16 protein-coding genes are annotated in these 18,567 nt (G+C 44.5%); 5 read left to right on the forward strand and 11 right to left on the reverse strand.

All coding sequences use genetic code 11. The features are described from left to right. Positions 1 to 22: 22 nt before the first annotated feature. Positions 23 to 295, forward strand: coding sequence for a winged helix-turn-helix transcriptional regulator (locus ACJJIN_RS07785; RefSeq protein ID WP_444898234.1), 273 nt, complete (start codon positions 23 to 25; stop codon positions 293 to 295). A gap of 413 nt (positions 296 to 708) precedes the next feature. Here ACJJIN_RS07785 and ACJJIN_RS07790 read toward each other — a convergent pair whose 3' ends face one another. Further along, complete coding sequence (locus ACJJIN_RS07790; RefSeq protein WP_444894122.1) at positions 709 to 1,119, reverse strand: GFA family protein; 411 nt, start codon at positions 1,117 to 1,119, stop codon at positions 709 to 711. A 110-nt stretch (positions 1,120 to 1,229) separates the two neighbouring features. On the opposite strand from ACJJIN_RS07790, the gene ACJJIN_RS07795 reads away from it, so the two are divergent. Then, a complete protein-coding gene (locus ACJJIN_RS07795) occupies positions 1,230 to 1,589 on the forward strand; it encodes a winged helix-turn-helix transcriptional regulator (protein WP_444897578.1) in 360 nt (119 codons plus the stop codon). Between the two features lie 295 nt (positions 1,590 to 1,884). Here ACJJIN_RS07795 and ACJJIN_RS07800 read toward each other — a convergent pair whose 3' ends face one another. Next, a complete protein-coding gene (locus ACJJIN_RS07800) occupies positions 1,885 to 2,634 on the reverse strand; it encodes a sporulation protein (protein WP_413665495.1) in 750 nt (249 codons plus the stop codon). A 648-nt stretch (positions 2,635 to 3,282) separates the two neighbouring features. On the opposite strand from ACJJIN_RS07800, the gene ACJJIN_RS07805 reads away from it, so the two are divergent. Next, the gene (locus tag ACJJIN_RS07805) at positions 3,283 to 4,296 is read left to right on the forward strand and encodes an ELM1/GtrOC1 family putative glycosyltransferase (protein WP_444897579.1); all 1,014 of its coding nucleotides are present in this window, start codon (positions 3,283 to 3,285) and stop codon (positions 4,294 to 4,296) included. 312 nt (positions 4,297 to 4,608) lie between these two features. Here ACJJIN_RS07805 and ACJJIN_RS07810 read toward each other — a convergent pair whose 3' ends face one another. Next, positions 4,609 to 6,573 carry an aconitate hydratase gene (locus ACJJIN_RS07810; protein WP_444897580.1) on the reverse strand — a complete coding sequence of 655 codons (1,965 nt, stop codon included), beginning with the start codon at positions 6,571 to 6,573 and terminating at the stop codon, positions 4,609 to 4,611. A 369-nt stretch (positions 6,574 to 6,942) separates the two neighbouring features. Between ACJJIN_RS07810 and ACJJIN_RS07815 the strand changes: the two genes are divergently transcribed. Together ACJJIN_RS07815 and ACJJIN_RS07820 are read left to right on the forward strand one after the other, a co-directional pair. Beyond that, the gene (locus ACJJIN_RS07815; RefSeq protein ID WP_444897581.1) at positions 6,943 to 7,629 is read left to right on the forward strand and encodes an alpha/beta fold hydrolase; all 687 of its coding nucleotides are present in this window, start codon (positions 6,943 to 6,945) and stop codon (positions 7,627 to 7,629) included. A gap of 129 nt (positions 7,630 to 7,758) precedes the next feature. Further along, a complete protein-coding gene (locus ACJJIN_RS07820; RefSeq protein ID WP_444897582.1) occupies positions 7,759 to 9,327 on the forward strand; it encodes a multicopper oxidase family protein in 1,569 nt (522 codons plus the stop codon). A 53-nt stretch (positions 9,328 to 9,380) separates the two neighbouring features. Here ACJJIN_RS07820 and gad read toward each other — a convergent pair whose 3' ends face one another. The 8 genes from gad to ACJJIN_RS07860 form a co-directional block, all read right to left on the reverse strand. After that, positions 9,381 to 10,754, reverse strand: a complete 1,374-nt coding sequence (gad, locus tag ACJJIN_RS07825; RefSeq protein ID WP_444897583.1) for a glutamate decarboxylase — start codon at positions 10,752 to 10,754, stop codon at positions 9,381 to 9,383. Positions 10,755 to 10,768: 14 nt separating this feature from the next. After that, positions 10,769 to 12,289 carry an amino acid permease gene (locus ACJJIN_RS07830; protein ID WP_444897584.1) on the reverse strand — a complete coding sequence of 507 codons (1,521 nt, stop codon included), beginning with the start codon at positions 12,287 to 12,289 and terminating at the stop codon, positions 10,769 to 10,771. A 220-nt stretch (positions 12,290 to 12,509) separates the two neighbouring features. Continuing rightward, complete coding sequence (locus tag ACJJIN_RS07835; RefSeq protein ID WP_444897585.1) at positions 12,510 to 13,313, reverse strand: class I SAM-dependent methyltransferase; 804 nt, start codon at positions 13,311 to 13,313, stop codon at positions 12,510 to 12,512. A gap of 36 nt (positions 13,314 to 13,349) precedes the next feature. Then, positions 13,350 to 13,718: a SpoIIAA family protein gene (locus ACJJIN_RS07840; protein ID WP_413665487.1), complete on the reverse strand. Its 369-nt coding sequence runs from the start codon at positions 13,716 to 13,718 to the stop codon at positions 13,350 to 13,352. 81 nt (positions 13,719 to 13,799) lie between these two features. Further along, positions 13,800 to 14,366 carry a hypothetical protein gene (locus ACJJIN_RS07845; RefSeq protein WP_444897586.1) on the reverse strand — a complete coding sequence of 189 codons (567 nt, stop codon included), beginning with the start codon at positions 14,364 to 14,366 and terminating at the stop codon, positions 13,800 to 13,802. A 309-nt stretch (positions 14,367 to 14,675) separates the two neighbouring features. Further along, a complete protein-coding gene (locus tag ACJJIN_RS07850; RefSeq protein WP_444897587.1) occupies positions 14,676 to 15,140 on the reverse strand; it encodes a netrin-like domain-containing protein in 465 nt (154 codons plus the stop codon). A 199-nt stretch (positions 15,141 to 15,339) separates the two neighbouring features. Beyond that, entirely contained in the window at positions 15,340 to 16,425 is a 1,086-nt protein-coding gene (locus tag ACJJIN_RS07855; RefSeq protein WP_444897588.1) for a PQQ-dependent sugar dehydrogenase, read from the reverse strand. 150 nt (positions 16,426 to 16,575) lie between these two features. After that, a complete protein-coding gene (locus tag ACJJIN_RS07860) occupies positions 16,576 to 17,598 on the reverse strand; it encodes a GlxA family transcriptional regulator (RefSeq protein WP_444897589.1) in 1,023 nt (340 codons plus the stop codon). Positions 17,599 to 18,567: the final 969 nt, after the last annotated feature.

The raw sequence follows: 18,567 nt of genomic DNA on the forward strand, positions 1-18,567 counted from the left end.
CTCGACTAGCGGCATAGCCATCATGGCTGTATTCGATCTGCTCGGGCGAAAATGGAGTATGAGAATACTGTGGGAACTGAGGAGCACACCCCGGAGCTTCAGGGAACTCCAAGCCCAGTGTGATGCCATGTCCCCTTCGGTACTAAATACAAGAATCAAACAGTTGAGCGAAGCTAAATTGATTAATAAGTGTACGAATGGATATCAACTGACAGATCTGGGAGTTTCGTTAATGGAAACCCTTGATCCGCTGAGGGAATGGGCTAATAACTGGGAGGAATCCCTCAAGGCCTAATAGACACTCTGTAAAAGCCAAAACCCAAGAGCTTTGCAGCCTAGATGCCGCTGGGTTCTTAGAGGCAGGCCAACTATCGCGACAAAATGGACTGAACCGATGGGGCAGTCTCATTATCACTCGCAACATGCGCTAGCGAAAACGAATAATATTAATCGCCGCGCAAATCAAATCTACGAATAATTCTGCCAAACAATGCACCTGCTAACCATCAAGGGTAAAGGAGGGGTCAATCTCTTTAGAAGTCACCAAACCACTGCTCTTAAGGGCACCATTATGAGTTACCTTTTTGTGCCCGTAAGTAGCGAGTCATGGGGATTGCAGGGAGATAAATTGAGAGAAATGTGATTTTCAGAAGTTTCCTTAGCCCAAAAACAGCTATGCGCTGCATCCCCTACTTTTGATTGTTAAGGTCACATTTCTGGCATTTTTTCAAATTTTTGTAATTCCGGGTCCATATAGTCCCAAGATGCACCACTACCAGCATATACCACCATTGTCGGGTTGAATTGCTCCAGGTCATGAAGACTTCCAGCGCGGATAAATTCAAACTGCGGCATACCGCTATTTTCCGCATAAATATGCGAACCGCAGCGAGGGCAAAAACCTCTCCTTACTGTATTGCCGCTATCTGTCTGCTTCTCATGAAATGCAAGATCGCCACTAATGGTTAAGCTTCCGCGAGGAATAGCAATGTTAGCGATGTGTCCAGCCCCACTAATTTTCTGACAATCTGTACATTGACAATGCCCCGCCATTACCGGCTCTTCGGAACAAGAATAACTAATATAACCGCACAGGCATTCTCCAGATATTTTGGACATAAATTTCTCCCGTTACTTACGAAGTTGAAGTAACCTTAACCTAAATCAATAACTTCAATTTCGCAAGTAACTAGGCTAGTATTTCATTTTCTGGCAGTAAGAGTGTGAGCATGAGTCCTGATAATCAATTTATGCGTTCGGGATGCCCTATCGTGAACGGACTGGACGTATTCGGCGATAAATGGACATTAGTTATTCTAAGAGACTTACTGTGTGGTAAAGAGACCTATAGCGAGCTAGCTGACTCACCAGAGAAAATACCAACCAATAGACTAGCAGAAAGATTAAAAATGCTAGAAGCAGAGGGAATACTGGTGAGGGAACAATATCAATCAAAGCCTAAGCGATATAAGTACCTGCTAACACAGAAAGGCAAGGATGTCTTACCGATTCTTCAGGCAATCGCCAAATGGGGAAATACATATTTTGAAGGCTCATGGATTCCCCCGAAGTGGTTTATGGAAACCTAACCCTTTGATTCGGGGCCAGAAGCGCAACAATTCCGCAGGACAAAGCTAAGCTGAAAATTTAGCAATAACAGCAACTTTTATGCATTTTTACTCCGAAATTGCTCTCCATAAATGGCCAGAAGCTTATGATATTGACTTTGCCTGTTATGCCCCCCCCCAATCTCATTAAGAAACCCTCCTGAATCACTAACGAACCTGGCGGCAGTTGATACTAAGAATATACTTTTTTACTGGAACACTTTTGCCCCTAAGGGCCCGGCAGCTCAGTGCCGCCAGACTCTATGGATCAGCTCAACTATAGAGACAAAATAGACTGAACCGCTGCGACAACCTCATTATCACTCGCATCATGTGCTAATGAAAACGAATGATATTCATCGCCCCGCAGACCAAATCTGCGATCAATTTCAGCCAAACAGTGCACCTGTTCACCATCAACGATAAAGGAGAGTTCAATCTCTTTTGAATTCAACAAGCCACTACTCTTAAACTCTATCTCCTGGTAGCATCCAGACAGGGAGACAAAATTGCTTCCACGCAAATGCCCCTTTTCAACATCCGCTTTTACCATTTTAAAGCCACTTTCCTCGATCATGGAAAGTACCTTCTCTACAACGGGTAAAGGTCTTATCCGCAAGGGATCCCTGTCTTTCGGATCCAGCGCAAAATCAATATCCAGGGAAGTTTCCAGCCACACATAGCTTTTATTTCTACGGGTGTTTAAAACAGTAACTGGCGTCTCTTCATGCAACGCCAACTGAAAAGGAACTTCCCGGCTCTCTCCAGCGCCAATAGTGAAAGGGTCCTGTACCTGTAATTCATTCAGTACAAAACGCTCATGGCTTACCCCTTCATCGGTCTCCACCTTGATCTCGGTGCAGAGCTTTAAACTTATAGCATCCACCTGCTGGTCGATATCACCACCAATGATATGGATAGCCCCTTCAATGATTCCACCCTGAACTTGCTCAGAGTTTTGTAGAACTGTATCAACTTTAGCTGCACCAATACCTATTGACGCTTTGAGTTTTTGAAACATAGACATACTTGGGGTACTCACCTAACCAAACAACCTAGCCTTAAAATATGGACTTTAACCTATTTCTTAGCCCAATAAATAGAGTCCAACATTAACACAAATCCAATTTAGGTAATACCAGGCCCAATAAGTTCATTTATATCTTGAACTTCTACATAAATAATTGATAACACCTACACCTACCTCTACCAGGTTCAGGGAGAGCTTGCCTGATTAAAAAGAGATATTTTTATTACATATTTCCCCCAACAGTAAAAAATTTAATGCTTGAATAAGACCACTTACTTTTTCTGAATGTGTCATTTTTCGTTGGAATATCGGCAAAATCCTAACTGTTGTTAAGAAAATTCCAGCAGTACCATAGTATCTGAGCCCTATTTATACCGAAGAAGTAAAAATATGATCATAAATAATTTCAAAATCACACCTTCTCACACCTACATCATGCTGCAAGGGCTAGACCACTATCTGCAGCATCAGAAGTCGATAACAAGCCAAAGGTAGATTGTAAGTTTAAATCTGCAAATTGAGACTCTCCATCTCAGCCACTACGTATAGAAACTCCATCTACAGAAAATTGAGAATAATCAATTTAGGGTACTCCTATTCACTTAGAGCCCCCTAGAAACATTTCTCAAACCATTAAGCAAGGTTATGCACATTTTAATTATTTACGATGGAAAACCGGGCCATCTCAGTCCTTCTCTGGGGCTATACCAGCTACTCTCCCGCCACTCCAAGGGCAAATATTCTTATGAAATCACCACCAGTAAACCAGTTTTAAAGGCCCTAAATAAACCAATAAGACTATTGACTCGACATCTCGCCAGAAACGCACACAAATTTATCATGCTCTTTCACAGAAACCCCTCCTTCAAAAGAAAACCAGATCTAATTATTTCCTTTGGTGGGAATAGCGTTGCTGCGAACGTTGCACTAACCCAAAAAACACAATGCATGAATATTGCCATAGGAAATATTTACAGCTTCAGGAAAACCGACTTCTCTCTAACCCTATCTACCAAAGAGGACATTAAGAAATCTAGGCAATACCTTCCATTTAGCCGCATAGATGTAAATTTATGCAAAGCATTGGGCGACAACTTAAAGAAGAAACACCACAAACCCTTTTATACTTTACTTATCGGAGGCAATGGAAGCGGCTATAAATACACACGGAAGGATTATATAGACTTGATAGAAGAGCTAAAAAAAATAGCGACTTCTCAAAACATATCATGGCTAATTAGCACCTCAAGAAGAACCCCTAAATATGTGGCCGAGCTAATTGAAAGCAACATGCCATTTGATACATGCTTTAACTTGCTAGATTATGAGGCCCCCAATGCCAGCCTCGAAGAAATACTCGGTGCAAGTGAAGCTGTCTTTATAACCGAAGACAGTTCATCAATGATTTCTGAGGCCCTTGCCCTATCTAAACCTATATATACTTTAGTCCCCCAAGAGAATAACATCTACGGAGCCCACAAAACTCTCATCAATAAACTTTACAGTGAAACTTATATAAAGAGGATGGAGATTTTCGAACTGGCCAAGACCTTTAATGATTCTCTATCAAAAGATTTCAACTTAGATTATGGATACCATTCTAAAGCAAGATACGATGAAATTATCTCTGCGCTTGACATCAGCAGCAATGGTAGGTGAGCGATCTCAACCCCTTAAATTGACCATCATGACGACAGGGACTTTAACACAAAGATCTATTGATATATAACCTGAGACAAACTTTTAACGACAAGAGATCCTGCACATTCAAACTAGTCAATTGCAGTAGCAAAAACTACTAGCAGAAAATAATATTCTCTCTAGCCTCACCAAGCGAGTAGAACTTCATCAAAAGCCAACCTAAATTTTAATCTATACATCAACTGCCAACTCACAATTAAAAATACCGCTCTAAAAAATACAAGCAAGTATTTTGCGTGGAGAGCCAACCCCACACCACCCTGCACACTGTTAAAATGAGCCCATATCTTCCAGAGACCTTCTCAACAACCCCTTAATATAGTTGATGCGGCCTCCAAATTTAATTATTTCAATTTCTTCTTGAGAAAGGTCATTTTCCAACCAAATCTTAATACCTTTAGTCACATTTCTCAGCTCTAGTATCTTGTTACCCCCTGTACAGCTTGAGAGATCATAAAATTGAAGTTGATCATCTTTACTAAAGGCGTCAAAATCGCTTGGATTACAAAATGTTAAAATGAGAATTCCGTGGTCAATAAGATTCTTGCGATAGAGTCCAGCTACACTTTTGGCTATGACGCAGCGCACTCCCAAGTATCGTAGTGTAATTGAGGCATGCTCCCGGCTCGCCCCATGACCTAAACTGTTGCCGGCAATAAGAAATATATCCTCCTTGGTGCTCAAAGCCCGCTGATAAAAAGATTCATCTACATTTGAAAAAGCAAAGCGGCTTAACTCTGGGACATTTGACCAATAAGGCAAAGCATCCGCACCTCCGGGAATAATATCATCGGTTGAGACATTATCCTCCAGCTTTAAAAGAGCTGGGCCTTCGATCACACTTAACATTTTTTCCAGAACTGGCAAAGGCTTGATGTTGGGGCCCTTTCTCACCTCAACTTTCACTGGTATTTCCTGCGGTGGCTCCAATAGTGATCGCATATCCATTAGATGTTCAGGCTCTTCAAATACCGGATAATCCATGTCTAAATTTCTGGGGTCAGTTATTTTTCCTTTCAGGGCGCTGGCCGTCGCAGTCTCTGGGCTGCATAAATAGACGCTATCTTCTTTAGTTCCCGAACGCCCAGGGAAATTTCTCGGCACAGTTCTAAGACTATTGTGCCCGCTAGCTGGGGCTTGCCCCATACCGATACAGCCACCACAGCCGGTTTCATGCAAGTAAGCCCCTGCACCAAGCAGTTTTTCAAGGTCACCATTATGAGTCAGCTCATGAAGTAGTTGGCGCGACGCGGGATTAATATCTAAAGAAATCTCGTGCGGTACAAAGAGACCATTTACCATCCGGGCGGGAATAGAAAAATCACGCAACCCAGGGTTAGCCGAAGAGCCGATATAGCTCTGAGAAACTGGCCTACCCTCAACTTCACGAACTTTAACAACCTTATCCGGCCGCGAGGGGCAAGCGATCATTGGTTCAATTTTCGATAGATCTAAAGTTGCAACCTCATCATAGGTTGCATCCTTATCGGCAAGCAACTCGACAAAGTCGTTCTCGCGCGACTGCTGCCGCAAGAAAAGCCTCACTTGATCATCAGCAGGAAAGACACTTGTTACGGCCCCCATTTCCTGCCCCATATTGGCGATTACGTGACGATCCATTGCTGTAAGGTTTGCCAATCCAGGGCCGTGATATTCAACAATCTTGTTCCAGCAACCTCTCAATGTATATCTACGTACAAGCTCCAAAATAACATCTTTAGCGCTTACCCATGGCTGTAGCTCCCCCTCTAAACGCACCCCCAAAATAGTTGGCATTACCAGAGAAAGCGGAAATCCCATCATTGCAAGTGCAACCTCAATTCCTCCGGCTCCTATTCCTAACATACCTAACGAGCCAGCAGCACATGAGTGGCTATCCCCACCTAAAAGGGTTTTACCGGGGATACCAAAACAAGCCATATGGACAGGATGACTAATACCATTTCCTGGTCGTGAGTACCATATCCCGTAGTTTCGACAGGAACTTTGCAGGAACACGTGGTCATCACCATTCTTATGGTCTGCCCTCAATACATTGTGATCCACATACTGAGCGCATATTTCTGCTTTCACCTGCCTCGCCCCCAAAGCTTCAAGCTCCAACATCACTAACGTGCCGGTGGCATCCTCACTGAGGACTTGGTCAATTTTAAGCTCGATTACACTTTGGGGAGCCATATTCCCTTTGACCAAATGACTTTCAATTAACTTTCTAGCTACGTTTAGGCCTGTCATTAAGTTACACTAATGAACTCTAATACTTACCCACCCAGACAACTTATTGGCCTAGCAATTCTGTTTTCGTTATCGACATAACTAGAAATAACGTATTAGTATAAATAAATATCCATTAGAATAATTAAATATATTTAGAAGCTCAAATCAAAGAAACTATTTTTATCTAAAACATGCACACCCAACAGCCTTCACAGCAACTCAAACCGCCTCATACGATAGAAAACTTCACCTTTCGGCACTACCAGATTGCTTGTCCCGTACAAACATCAAGAAGAATTACCCTGGCTGAATGTCATATATAGAGAAATACTCAACATAAGCATGTTAATATTCAATTAATAGGAAATTCCAGCAGGATATTCGGAATTGAAAGTTTTACTTCTACCAGGACTTGATGGAACAGGAACACTGTTTTCAGGTTTGAGTAAGGCACTACCAAAGCAATGGACAACCGAAACTATCTGCCTTTCCAAGCTCCCAGGGGATAGTTACCTGACTCAAGCTCAATCAATCGCCAAGAGCTTTCTCAATGAGAAGACTCACATTATTGCTGAGTCCTATTCAGGACGAATTGCATATGAGTTATCCCTCTTAGCTCCCGAGAAAATTTTAAGCATTACCTTTATAGCTAGCTTTATAAGCTCTCCTTCGCTGCTATCCAAGGCAGCACAACTAGCTCCAATCTCGCTTATAGACTGCCCATCTTTAACCAAAATCACACTAAATTTTTTTGGTTTCAATGGCAAAGGCAGTGACATACTCATTGACAGCACCTATAACGCCCTACTAAACACCAACAGAGGCAAACTAAAGCAAAGGCTTCACAATATCGCCTCGATTTCCCAACCATCCCAAAGATTGGAAATCCCTGCCGTCTACATCCGCCCGGATAGAGATCGACTTGTAAGTAAAAAAGCTGTCATCGATATATCTGCGATATACATCAACCTCAATGTCATTGATATTCCTGGTGGGCACTTTATTGCTCAGGCACACCCCAACAAAGTCGCGAGAATTATTATGAATTTTGCAGAAGGATTATTGCTACCCTAACTTGCCTCTCAATTAACGATCATATGGCGAGCAATTCCACAAATAATCTCGCCTTAGAATCTAAACTGATATTCGTTCATAAAGTACCTCTTACCAATCTCGCTTCCCACAAAATCCTCGGAGTTAACAGTGAGCAATAGAGAGCATATTTCCTTTCTAGAACCAATAAAAAATCCGCCTGCTTACTCAATGGATAAAGAAAATAGAAAATTAGAACTTAAACTTGATGTACAGTACGAAAAGAATAACATTTTCAGTTTTAACAAAACCCATGACACACCAACCTGGACCCGTGTATTTTCATCATCAATCACTCAAGAAGCAGGTTTCACACTTACAGGCCCTACCATTGAAATTCGCGCTGATAGCCACCTTACTATCCAGACAAACAACCTGCTGCCAGAGGAAGACCCCCTTAATACACCCGCTACAATAAACTTCCCCCATGAGTTCAATACCTACAACTTACATACTCACGGGCTCCACGTCTCCCCAGAATCTCCGGCCGACAATGTCTGCATGAAGATCAAACCAGGGGAAAGTTATACCTACAAATACGACATTCCCAAGGACCAACCCCCAGGACTCTACTGGTACCACCCCCATAAGCACGGCTCTGTCGCTATACAAGTCGGCAGCGGGATGGCAGGTGCCCTAATCGTAAGGGATGAATTTGACGATGAACTTGAGGCAATGGGAGTTAAGGAACATATTCTTGTCTTCCAGAATATTGCCGTAGATGAGCACGGAAAAGTAGAGGATCAACACCAGGTCGCTAAGTTCCCAGATAGTGAATACTGTATTACCGTTAACGGACAATACTGCCCTATCATTCATGCAACGGTGGGTGAGCTTCTCAATCTGAGACTTCTCAATGCTACCACCAGGACATCGATAGATATCGATTGCCCTTGGTTCGCGCAAATGTACATCTACGGGTTTGATGGAAACCCTACTGATGACTACCGCCTACAAGACGGAGTAAGCCTGGGCCCCGCTAATCGAGCTTCCCTTTTCTTAAAAATCAGTGAAGCTGCCACTCCGGGAGCTCATTTTTACATTTACAATAATGCGATTGAGTTCCAACAAATGCCGCATTATAAGTACCATAACAACAGTCCACTTTTTGTTATCGCTATTGCCCAGGGAGAGGAAATCGGAACGGCAATCTATGCTCCCAGCAAACCACCCGCCAGATGTGCACCCCCACCCTTCCCCAGCAGTTTTAAAGTGGACTTACTGAAACCTATTACAGATGATGAGATCACCAATACACGTCGACTCACTTTCCAGGCCAACACGCTTGATGACCCCCAAAAATATTATCGCGGGCTGAATGTCAGTATTGACCATTCACCATTCGAAGGATGTGAAGTGGTTAATCATTACGTAGAGCTTGATGCAGTAGAGGAGTGGACCTTGGTTAATGAGAGTGAATTCCCACACCCAATCCATATTCATGTTAATCCGTATTATGTTATCGAGGTGGTTGGAGAAGACCCCATGCACCACACACTCAAACTACCGTTTTGGTGCGACACCTTTCAAGTACCGCCCCATGGACATGTCAAATTCCGTACTCGTTTCAAGGATTTTACCGGAAAGTATCCTCTGCATTGCCACTTACTTTATCATGAGGATGGGAGCATGATGCAGCATGTTAGAGTTGTCAAAGATGCCTCTGAGATACCAAAATAGCCCACTTATCTACCCAGTCATTGAATGCAAGGATCGTTAAAGTCCCGTATGAATTAACACTTACTGGGGGCCACTTTTTGCGGGTCATGCAACTTGGGCGGAGTTGCATTACCACAATGCTCACTCAGCCAATCGCAAGCATGGATAATATCCTTTGCAAGGCCACTGATTGCATTCTGATTGAGATGAGGGCGAACAACAATTCTCAGAGAGTTTACAGACTGAGCGTTTGGCGGCATCGAATAGGCAGAAAGAACCCATCCCCGCTCACGTACTTTATTGGATATATCATATTCATTAAAATTCTTATATTTTTTATTCAGGGTCATGGCAACAACCGGGATTCTCTGGGTTTTATTCATTATTTCAAAGTACCCACTGGCCACCAGAAGTTGACGAAGAGTCTGCGCATTTTCCAAGGTGTGCTGCATAATCTGCCTGTAACCCTCATAGCCTAGACGTATAAAGTTGTAATACTGGTAGGCAACCGGCGATGCATTTCGGCTGAAGTTCAATGTGGCTGTAGGCATCTCCCCACCCAGGTAATTAACATAGAACATCAAGTCTTCATCAAAAACTGCTCTTTCACGAAAAATTATCCACCCCAATCCCGGCGGCACCAAGCCAAACTTGTGCCCGGAGGCATTGATAGATTTCACTCTTGGCAAACGAAAATCCCATTTGTAATTCGGATAGAGAAATGGATTAACAAATCCTCCCGACGCCCCATCAATATGCATAGGGATATCGTTTCCTGTTCTCTCTTCATACTTATCCAACCAGTTTTGAATCGCCCTAAATGCATCATCCTCACCGGTAAAGGTTTGCCCGGCGATAGCGACAACAGCGATGGTATTCTCATCGACCAATTCATCCAGATGTTCACTGGTAAAGCGGTAATGACCAGGCTTTAACGGTGCTATGCGCGGCTCCACATCAAAGTAGCGCATAAATTTGTCCCAAACGATCTGCACATTGGCTCCGGTAACCAGGTTAGGTTTTGAGCCGTCTTTGCCGGCTTGCTGCCTCTTCTTACGCCAATTCCACTTGTGCGCCAAACCAGCCAACATGCAGGCCTCTGACGAGCCTATGGTCGCTGCGCCGTATGGCTCTACTCCCTCAGGTCCATTCCAGAGGTTGTGTAACCAGCGAACCATTCGCGCTTCCATCGCAAACAGCTGTGGATACATGTCGTGATCAATATAGTTCTTCAGATAATGTTTCTTAGCGACCTCAAATGCTTCTGACTCAGTAAAAGTTGTGACAAACGAAGATAAGTTCATCGCAGGCTTTGCGTCAGCCCAGGTTTCACTGGTTACAATAGCCTCGGCAGCCTCTGCTGAAATACTACACCGGGGAAAGTGCTTTTCTGGAATATCTTCATTGTATTCGTCAAAGAACCTGTCAAATGGAGATTGCTCTTTCACTATCTACCTCCGGCTCACTCATCAATATCAGAAAATGACTGCTGTTGATGGCCACCCTCCCCCCGCCAGGAGGGATTGTGAAAATAGAAAATTAACAAGGGAACGGTGATCGCTATAGCAATTCCACCCAGGTTGAGAGCAACATAAGTTACAGGGTTTTTTATCGTGAGCTGTTCTGGCGGGAAAAATGAAACTACCAAGGCAAAAACAACGGAAATTAAACCTATTCCGGCAACAATACAAACCCCTGGCAGCCCTCCCGGGATACGAAAACTTCTGGGTAAGTCTGGTTGCGTGATCCGCAATCGAATAACCGCAGCAAACATCATTATGTACATAATGATATATAAGCTAATAGCCATCACTGAAATTAAAACAAAAGCTGTAGATACATTATCCATTAAAATATAAATGGACGAGATTGCCGCTACCACTACAAACTGTGCGAGGAGAATATTTTTTTGTACACCCACCCGGTTTTCTCGCTGAAACCAGGGCGGCAACATCCCATCCTGGGCCGTAGCCAGTAGCCCTCGACTGGGTCCAGCCAACCATGCCAAGGCACCACTTAGTGCACCATAGCCAATTAGCCAGGAAAGTGCTTGCACGGGCCATTGAATCCCAAGTAGCTGCCCAAAAGCTCTTTCGTAAGCTGTAAATAAGCCAGTTTCTACAGATATCTCTTTATAGGGCAAAATTGCAGCAATAGAGAGTGCGCCGAGAGTGAACACCAGGATGGAAATAACGGCGGCGATGGCGATTACAGCTGGATATCCTCGACGGGTATCACGTAGTTCCGACACATGCGTGGCCTGTGCTTCCACCCCAGCAAAGGCAAGTAAAATACCCCCGAGAAAAGCAATCGCCCCCAAACCGTTAATATGGGGAAACCAGCGCGGGTGATCATAACCATCCCGACGCACTGCTACTTCCGGGTCGGTCAAGGTCTCCCAGCCAATAGGATTACCACTCACCACCCACCAAACAGCCAGGATAATCAAAATCAAGCAGGGAAATACGATACCCACCAGAAATCCAAACTGTGCCACTTTTACCAGAAAGCGGGTTCCGGTAAGGGCAATCAGTGTCGCTAGCAAATAAGCAAGAATACAAAACCCACCGATATAATAGGTATTCTGGGCGATGGTATTATCGCCCACCGCATAAGCCACCGCCGCAGCGGCAAAACCCAACTCCGTGGGATACCAAACAATGCACTCGATCCACTGCAACCATATAGCGACAAAACCCACCTTCGGGGTAAAAGCTTCACCAACCCAGGTATAGACACCCCCAGTGCGCTCTGAAAAGGCGCTGCCAAGTTCTGCCGACACGAGCCCTGCAGGAATCAAGAATAACAATGCCGCAAAGCCGATATAGAAAAACATCGTCAGTTCTTCCTGCGCCATCATCGGCAGGGTGCGCAAGCTGGTAACGACCGTTGCGGCAGTTAGGAGCCCGAGAGCAGCCACAGAAAACATCTTTCTGTTGGCAATATCCGGGGTGCTCGATGCACTGCTCCCTTTTGGTCGCACTGATGGGACCTCCCTGGAGTGCAATATTTTTGCGGCAGTACAAAGAAGCAAAGCCTATCGTGGGAGTCTGCGGGATAGATGGGATAACAGAGGTGCCGCTACCAAGGCATAAGCCGCCCTTTTAGCAACGGACTTATGGAAACGTAGAATTCATAGCAAGTCGGTGCCCACACCATCTTTCACCCAAGGAGCAATCGGCTAGGGCAGCGGTATGTGGCAGTTAGCCTGGAACCCCATGTTTGGTGTAGATATCGAAGCGGCCGGATTTCCCCTCCAAGGAAAGGTTGGGCTTCATATCAGCCAAATAGGGGGCAAGCTTAGGGCGCTTAACTACTGTGCGGTAGTAGCAGGCCGCCAAGGCAGGGCTCAATAAGCTATCCGCATCCTCATCAGTCCCAACCAAATGATGGAAGGCCGCCATTTCCTTTTTGACCTTGGCAGCTTTCCCCCGCGCAGGGAACATCGGATCCAGATAAATAACAGGGATGGATTCCTCCGATTGCAGCCCGAGCCACTCTGACGCCGCCGTACAGCAATCCACCAAGCTCATTCGCTCAGAAATTGCAGCCAACTCAGCATCCCCGATAGACGCCTGTCGCAGCCGGCGTATTCCATCTTTCAGCAATTGGAAAACAACCGGGTTGCGCTCCAGCATCTGCACCTCACATCCCAGCGCCGCCAGAACAAAGGCATCTCTACCCAAACCAGCGGTGGCATCGAGGACTTTGGGATGGAAGCCAGAACGCAGACCAACAGCTTTTGCTACTGGTTGAGCTTTACCGCCGCCATACTTGCGGCGATGAGCAAGTGTTCCAGCAACAAAATCCACCCATACTGGCCCGGCTGCTTTACGCCCGGTCGCACACAACTGCAGTTGCTCTCCGAGACACAACACTTGGGGAAAGTCGACCACATCAGCAGGAGAAATAGCTCCAAGGAGGGGGTAATCTAACTGAGCGGATAGTTCTTCCGCTGCGGAAACATATTCTGGCGCCGCAGCGACAATAGCCAACGATGGACTCACCTGCCCTCCAGGTAACATTGAAAAAGGGAGGCGATGCTAACCCGGTTTTTGTAACCATTCCAGAGCTTGAGCGGACTCCTCTTCGGGAAAGGGACGCACCTCAGCACTGATGAAGTGACAGGCAAGGTTGGGCATAAAGCGGAGGATAGGATTATCGGTAACCACGGCTATCCGGCGGATATGCCTTTGATGCTCTCGAATAAAGCGAAAATGAGAGATCATTGCGACGAAGCTCTCCCAGCCAGCGAAATCTCCCGCATTGACTAGCAACCCTTCTATACGTCCCCGCTTACTGATGATCGGATCAACTTGCGCGGCTAGCAACTGGAAGTCCTCAACGGTTAACTTCCCAACTGGTCTAACCTCGAGTATTCGATCACCCTGATGCCAGATATGCTCAATCATATTTTGAGAATGCGGCAGGGCCACACTTCTGTGCGGCCCTGCTTTTCGCTTAGTTCGATGTAGCTGAGTCATTACTATTGGTCAGTTATCATTACTTTCCATTCCCTCATCCTGACCGGTATCTGCCTCTGTATCTGTTTCAGTGCCATCGGCAGAGGCATCCATATCGTTAGTCGCTCCCTCTACAGCATCATTGGCTTCCTTCGTAGCATCATCTACGACCTTATCCGCTTGCTGATTTAGGTCGCCGCCCGAGTTATTGCTCGCGTCTGGCATGGCGCTAGAATCATTAGCATCCGGGCTCATGTTGCCATCTGCACCCATATTGTCTGACCCAGACATAGTAGCGTCAGGTGAGCTCCCGTTATCTGAAGACCCCGGAGGAGCGGGATCGGTTGAGTCAGAGTCCTGGGGCATTTGGGAATCGGGATTGCCCATACCATCAGGGGAATCCGAGGTATCTGCTGGGGCCATTGAGCCACCGCTACTTCCTCCACTAGAGGGGGTAGAGGATCCCCTCATCTGTTCACTCTTCTGCTCCTGCTCCATCGAGTTATAGGCTTCTTTAGCCTTATGCTCGCCGCTGCGCGACATAAAATAACCGATGATCAGTAATAAAATGATCAGGGGAATCAGTAACTTCTTCATATCTGGACCTCTCGACCCCAGGCAAACTCAAAAGAAGACATTAATCATTAAAATCGAGCCGGTTACACAGTGCTGGTCGGTGTACTTTCTCGATAACAATCCCAAACCCTGACACTCCAGCCTGTTTACAACGGTGCGCAACTTAATGAGATGCAGCGCCTGTAAAAGAAGGTCGCGCCAATACTGATAAGAATAACCCTCCTTTGGGGTTCTTCAAGGGGGAGAGCCACTTCGTAGCAGGTTGGATTGCTGTAAAGAAAGAACCAGTTACAACTGATAGTTCTAACAGGTCTGCAAGAAAGCAACTTATTAGCCCTGTTTAATAAACTTATTAAGTTGGGCAAGTATCGCGGTGGCGTCTGACTCAGCAATAACCGCCTCACAACTCCTCAGGTGTAACCTTCCGTAGCTATCCAAATTCGCAAAAATCAGATAGTTTTCACCTTGCTCCAGCTTTAAATCGCAGGATTCAAATCCCAGGCGGAAGGTGATCTCTCCACCCATTGGCCCCTTCCAAACCTGGCTGGGAACGGCAGAGTAGATATAGCCTGATATGGCTGTAATTCCCTCCTCAGACAGTGCGCTATCCACATCCCTGTGAACATCAATAATTTCTACTTGCGCCACAACCTCAGCTTGGGCAAAACGTAATTCCAAATGAGCAGTAGATGCCGAAGCTATGTCCTCAGCCGCATGCGCCGTGCTACTCACTAGGAGATATAAAATAACACTCACGATTTTGGAAAATGTCTCACAAGATATTTTTTGCGTCACAACCCTCTCCTTACTTATGCTCTTATCGCAGTAGACATAGCACAAGTAATTAGGATCGGCTTACTCTTTTTTACAGAGTCTGAAGGATAGCTAAGAGGTGAGGAAATTTGGCAGAAATTCCTCTAGCGTGAAAACCAATACAGTGGATAACCAAGCGGGCTGCTCAATGAGCAGCCCTGATAGCTATAAAATCGGCCATTTAAATACCGGTATAGGTTAAGCGATAAATTTTATGGGCAAAATCATCAGAAATTAATACGCTGCCATCAGGCATTTCTAAAAATGCAACAGGGCGCCCATAGGTGGTTTCATCCCGCATAAAACCAGTGACCAGCGGCTTGTAATCCGTGACCTCACCATCTTTAACTGTCGCCATCATTACTCGGTAACCTGATTTTTTGCTTCGATTCCAGGACCCGTGCTCAGCAACCAACAAGTTCTGTTGGTATTCCTTGGGGAACTGCCCACCGCGATAAAAGTGAATTCCAAGAGGCGCCACATGGGCATCTAAATTTAATACCGGCTTGGAATAATCAGCGGCCTTCTTACCCTGACCAAATTCCGGATCTGCAATATCGTCACCGTGGAAATAAGGATAGCCAAAATGCTCTCCTGCAAAGCTTACCTTATTGATTTCACAGGGTGGGATATCATCCCCCATCATGTCCCGACCATTGTCTGAAAACCACAATTCATTGGTTTGCGGATGAAAATCAAAGCCAACGGAGTTTCTCACCCCATTTGCAATCACTTTTGTTTTCTTAGATTGCAGGTCCAGCGAAAATATTTTTGAGTAATTTTCGTTGGCATCACAGATATTACAAGGTGCGCCGACAGGCACTATCAGCTGCCCTTCACTATCAAAACGCAAAAATTTCCAACCATGATGCCTGTCCGCTGGAAACTGATCGTAAACAACCTCAGACTTCGGTTTGTCAAGATTTTTATCAATCTGGGGGAAGCGAATAATCTTATTGACATCAGCCACATATAAATCGCCATTTTTATAGGCAATACCTGTCGGCGCTTTTAAATCATCCATCAATAGCCAACGCTGATCAGCTACACCATCATTATCTGTGTCCTTGAAAGCATAAACTTTTTTCGCGCTGAAAGAACCAGAAAATACTGTACCCGACTCAGAACGTGCCAATTGACGAGCCGTCTCAACATCTTCTGCAAAGTAGCTGAGCTTAAAGCCCTCGGGTACCTTGAGGTAATCAAGGTCTATCTCAGCACTTGCAGAAGCTGCAAATAGCAAACTGGTCAAAAGTAAGTATTTCATATTTATATTCTTGCAAAATATAAATATTAACTAAAAGTGAAGATGTTGATCAACTCAGAGGTTCAGACATACATGAGCATTCATGCTTAAACCCTGAAAAGCCGCCCCCCATGTCGAAGATAAGCCAAAAATCAACGAAATCCAGTATTTTCAAGCGAACTGTTTGCGGTATTTACTGGGAAGAATACCTTTCTGCCGGAGAAACGCCCTTCTCATTTGTTCCTGCGACGAAAAGCCACACTGGGTTGCCACTACATCCTGGCTAATCCCTGCCTCCAATATTAACTGACAGGCCTTCTCAACTCTAACCTGCTCCAAATACCGAGCCGGAGTTACACCTATTTCGCTTGTGAAGCAGCGAGAAAAATTTCGGGGGCTCATTGCTTGTTTTTTGGCCAAAAAATCAACGCTGAGAGACTGCTCTAAGTTAAGGTTTATCCATTCCAACAACGGGGAGAACCTATTATTTTTTAATTGTGCCTGCAAATAACTACTGTACTGACTCTGATCACCATCACGCTTCAGGTACAAAATCATTTCCCGAGCAACTAAAAGGGCCAGTTTTCGACCGAAGTCCTCCTCAACCATAGCTAAGGCCAAGTCTATCCCTGCACTTCGCCCTACAGAACTGTAGATTTTCTTATCTCTCACAAAAATCGCTTTGTCATCTACTTCAATATCTTTATATTTTTTTAGATCACCGATGTATTTTTCATGGGTTGTAGCCCGATGCCCTGATAAAACTCCAGCCTTGGCAAGCACCAATGTACCACTTCCGCTAACCCCTATCCTCTCAACTTCCTTTGCCTTAACTTTCAACCACTCAAGAAACTGACTGTCATTCGTTAAGTCAAGACAACTTTTCGCAGTACCACCACCAACTAAAAGAGTATGGATGGAGCCTGCCTCTTCAAAAGACTTGTCAGGATGTACTTTTAGACCTGTTGATATTTCCTTGGGCTCTTTGGACGCAGCCAAAAATTCGATGTTGTAAAGCTGGTTTTCACCGTAACCGAAATCGGCCATTTGCTTATTTGCAAATGAAAAAACCTCTGCTGGGCCAGCAATATCCAAGCATTGAGCGCCGGAGCAAATAACAATGGATACCGTTCTTTTATTTCTTTCCTTAAGACCCAGGTAGGGCGATGGGGTACTACATTTCACTTTGAACACCTAAAACTAACTTATCAAACTTAAAGGATTTTTTATGTTGTCTTGCAAAGTTAACCTGTCGCAAAAAGACAAAATGACTATTTTGGATTCAGTGACTTTAAGTGAGAATGTACCAGCATCCTATATTCTGTAAAGAGATATTATTATTGCTTTTCGGAATAACGGGTCATCTATTATTTGGGGCTCCTTAGCTGGTCAAATTCAACCCTATTTATCTTTACAAGCCACCCAAATATTTTTTATCTCTTTATTTGGCACCATTGAACCAATAATTATTTGTTAGGCGGTAAGAGCTAGCATTTTTCACCCTTATAAAATTGGCGCTTTTTGCATGCTATTTAGCAGAAAATAGAAGGCCCTCTCTTAAAAGACCATTATTTGAAATAACATGTTTTGTACCAATTAGCTCCACCAAATAGTTTCAATAGTAAAACAAACTCACTACACCTCCCGTAATAGCATTACGTAAAAAGTAATTATTTGGAATGAGGCAACAATTAAATTTTTCAGGCATTGTCTTTTTTCAGTAATATTTGACCTCGCACCCAAGGATTGCAGGTTATATTTCTTTGAAATCAATAGGTCTTTGGTGCGTTTTCCCTCACAGCTAGCCGAGATTTACTAGCCCCAATATCGTCAAACAAGGAACACAATAAAAATCTAATGAAAGAGAATAAAATAAAACACATGCAGGGTAATTAAATGACATTTTGGATTAAAATTTCACACACATAAAGAACAACCTCTGCCCATTTTTCCATGTAAAGCTTTGACCCCATAATTCCCGACAAGCCGTAAGAACTATATATCAGGCTGCTATTATGTATGTATGGTGTAGAGTGAGACCATATCTACACACCTATCCCCCATATAGCTCACAACCTTAACTTTAAAAGAAATAAACAGGCAGCCTTTAAGCAATAGAAGGGAATCGACCTCTTGTAGGCACCTTCTTGTAAGAGCCCCCAG

The sequence above is a fragment of the Microbulbifer maximicatervae (SeqCode) genome (genome assembly GCF_052467505.1).

Coding starts and splice junctions, on each gene's coding strand:
- ACJJIN_RS07785 (WP_444898234.1), top strand. CDS start 23: ATGGCTGTATTCGATCTGCTCGGGCGAAAATGGAGTATGAGAATACTG.
- ACJJIN_RS07790 (WP_444894122.1), bottom strand. CDS start 1,119: ATGTCCAAAATATCTGGAGAATGCCTGTGCGGTTATATTAGTTATTCT.
- ACJJIN_RS07795 (WP_444897578.1), top strand. CDS start 1,230: ATGAGTCCTGATAATCAATTTATGCGTTCGGGATGCCCTATCGTGAAC.
- ACJJIN_RS07800 (WP_413665495.1), bottom strand. CDS start 2,634: ATGTCTATGTTTCAAAAACTCAAAGCGTCAATAGGTATTGGTGCAGCT.
- ACJJIN_RS07805 (WP_444897579.1), top strand. CDS start 3,283: ATGCACATTTTAATTATTTACGATGGAAAACCGGGCCATCTCAGTCCT.
- ACJJIN_RS07810 (WP_444897580.1), bottom strand. CDS start 6,573: ATGACAGGCCTAAACGTAGCTAGAAAGTTAATTGAAAGTCATTTGGTC.
- ACJJIN_RS07840 (WP_413665487.1), bottom strand. CDS start 13,718: ATGATTGAGCATATCTGGCATCAGGGTGATCGAATACTCGAGGTTAGA.
- ACJJIN_RS07845 (WP_444897586.1), bottom strand. CDS start 14,366: ATGAAGAAGTTACTGATTCCCCTGATCATTTTATTACTGATCATCGGT.
- ACJJIN_RS07855 (WP_444897588.1), bottom strand. CDS start 16,425: ATGAAATACTTACTTTTGACCAGTTTGCTATTTGCAGCTTCTGCAAGT.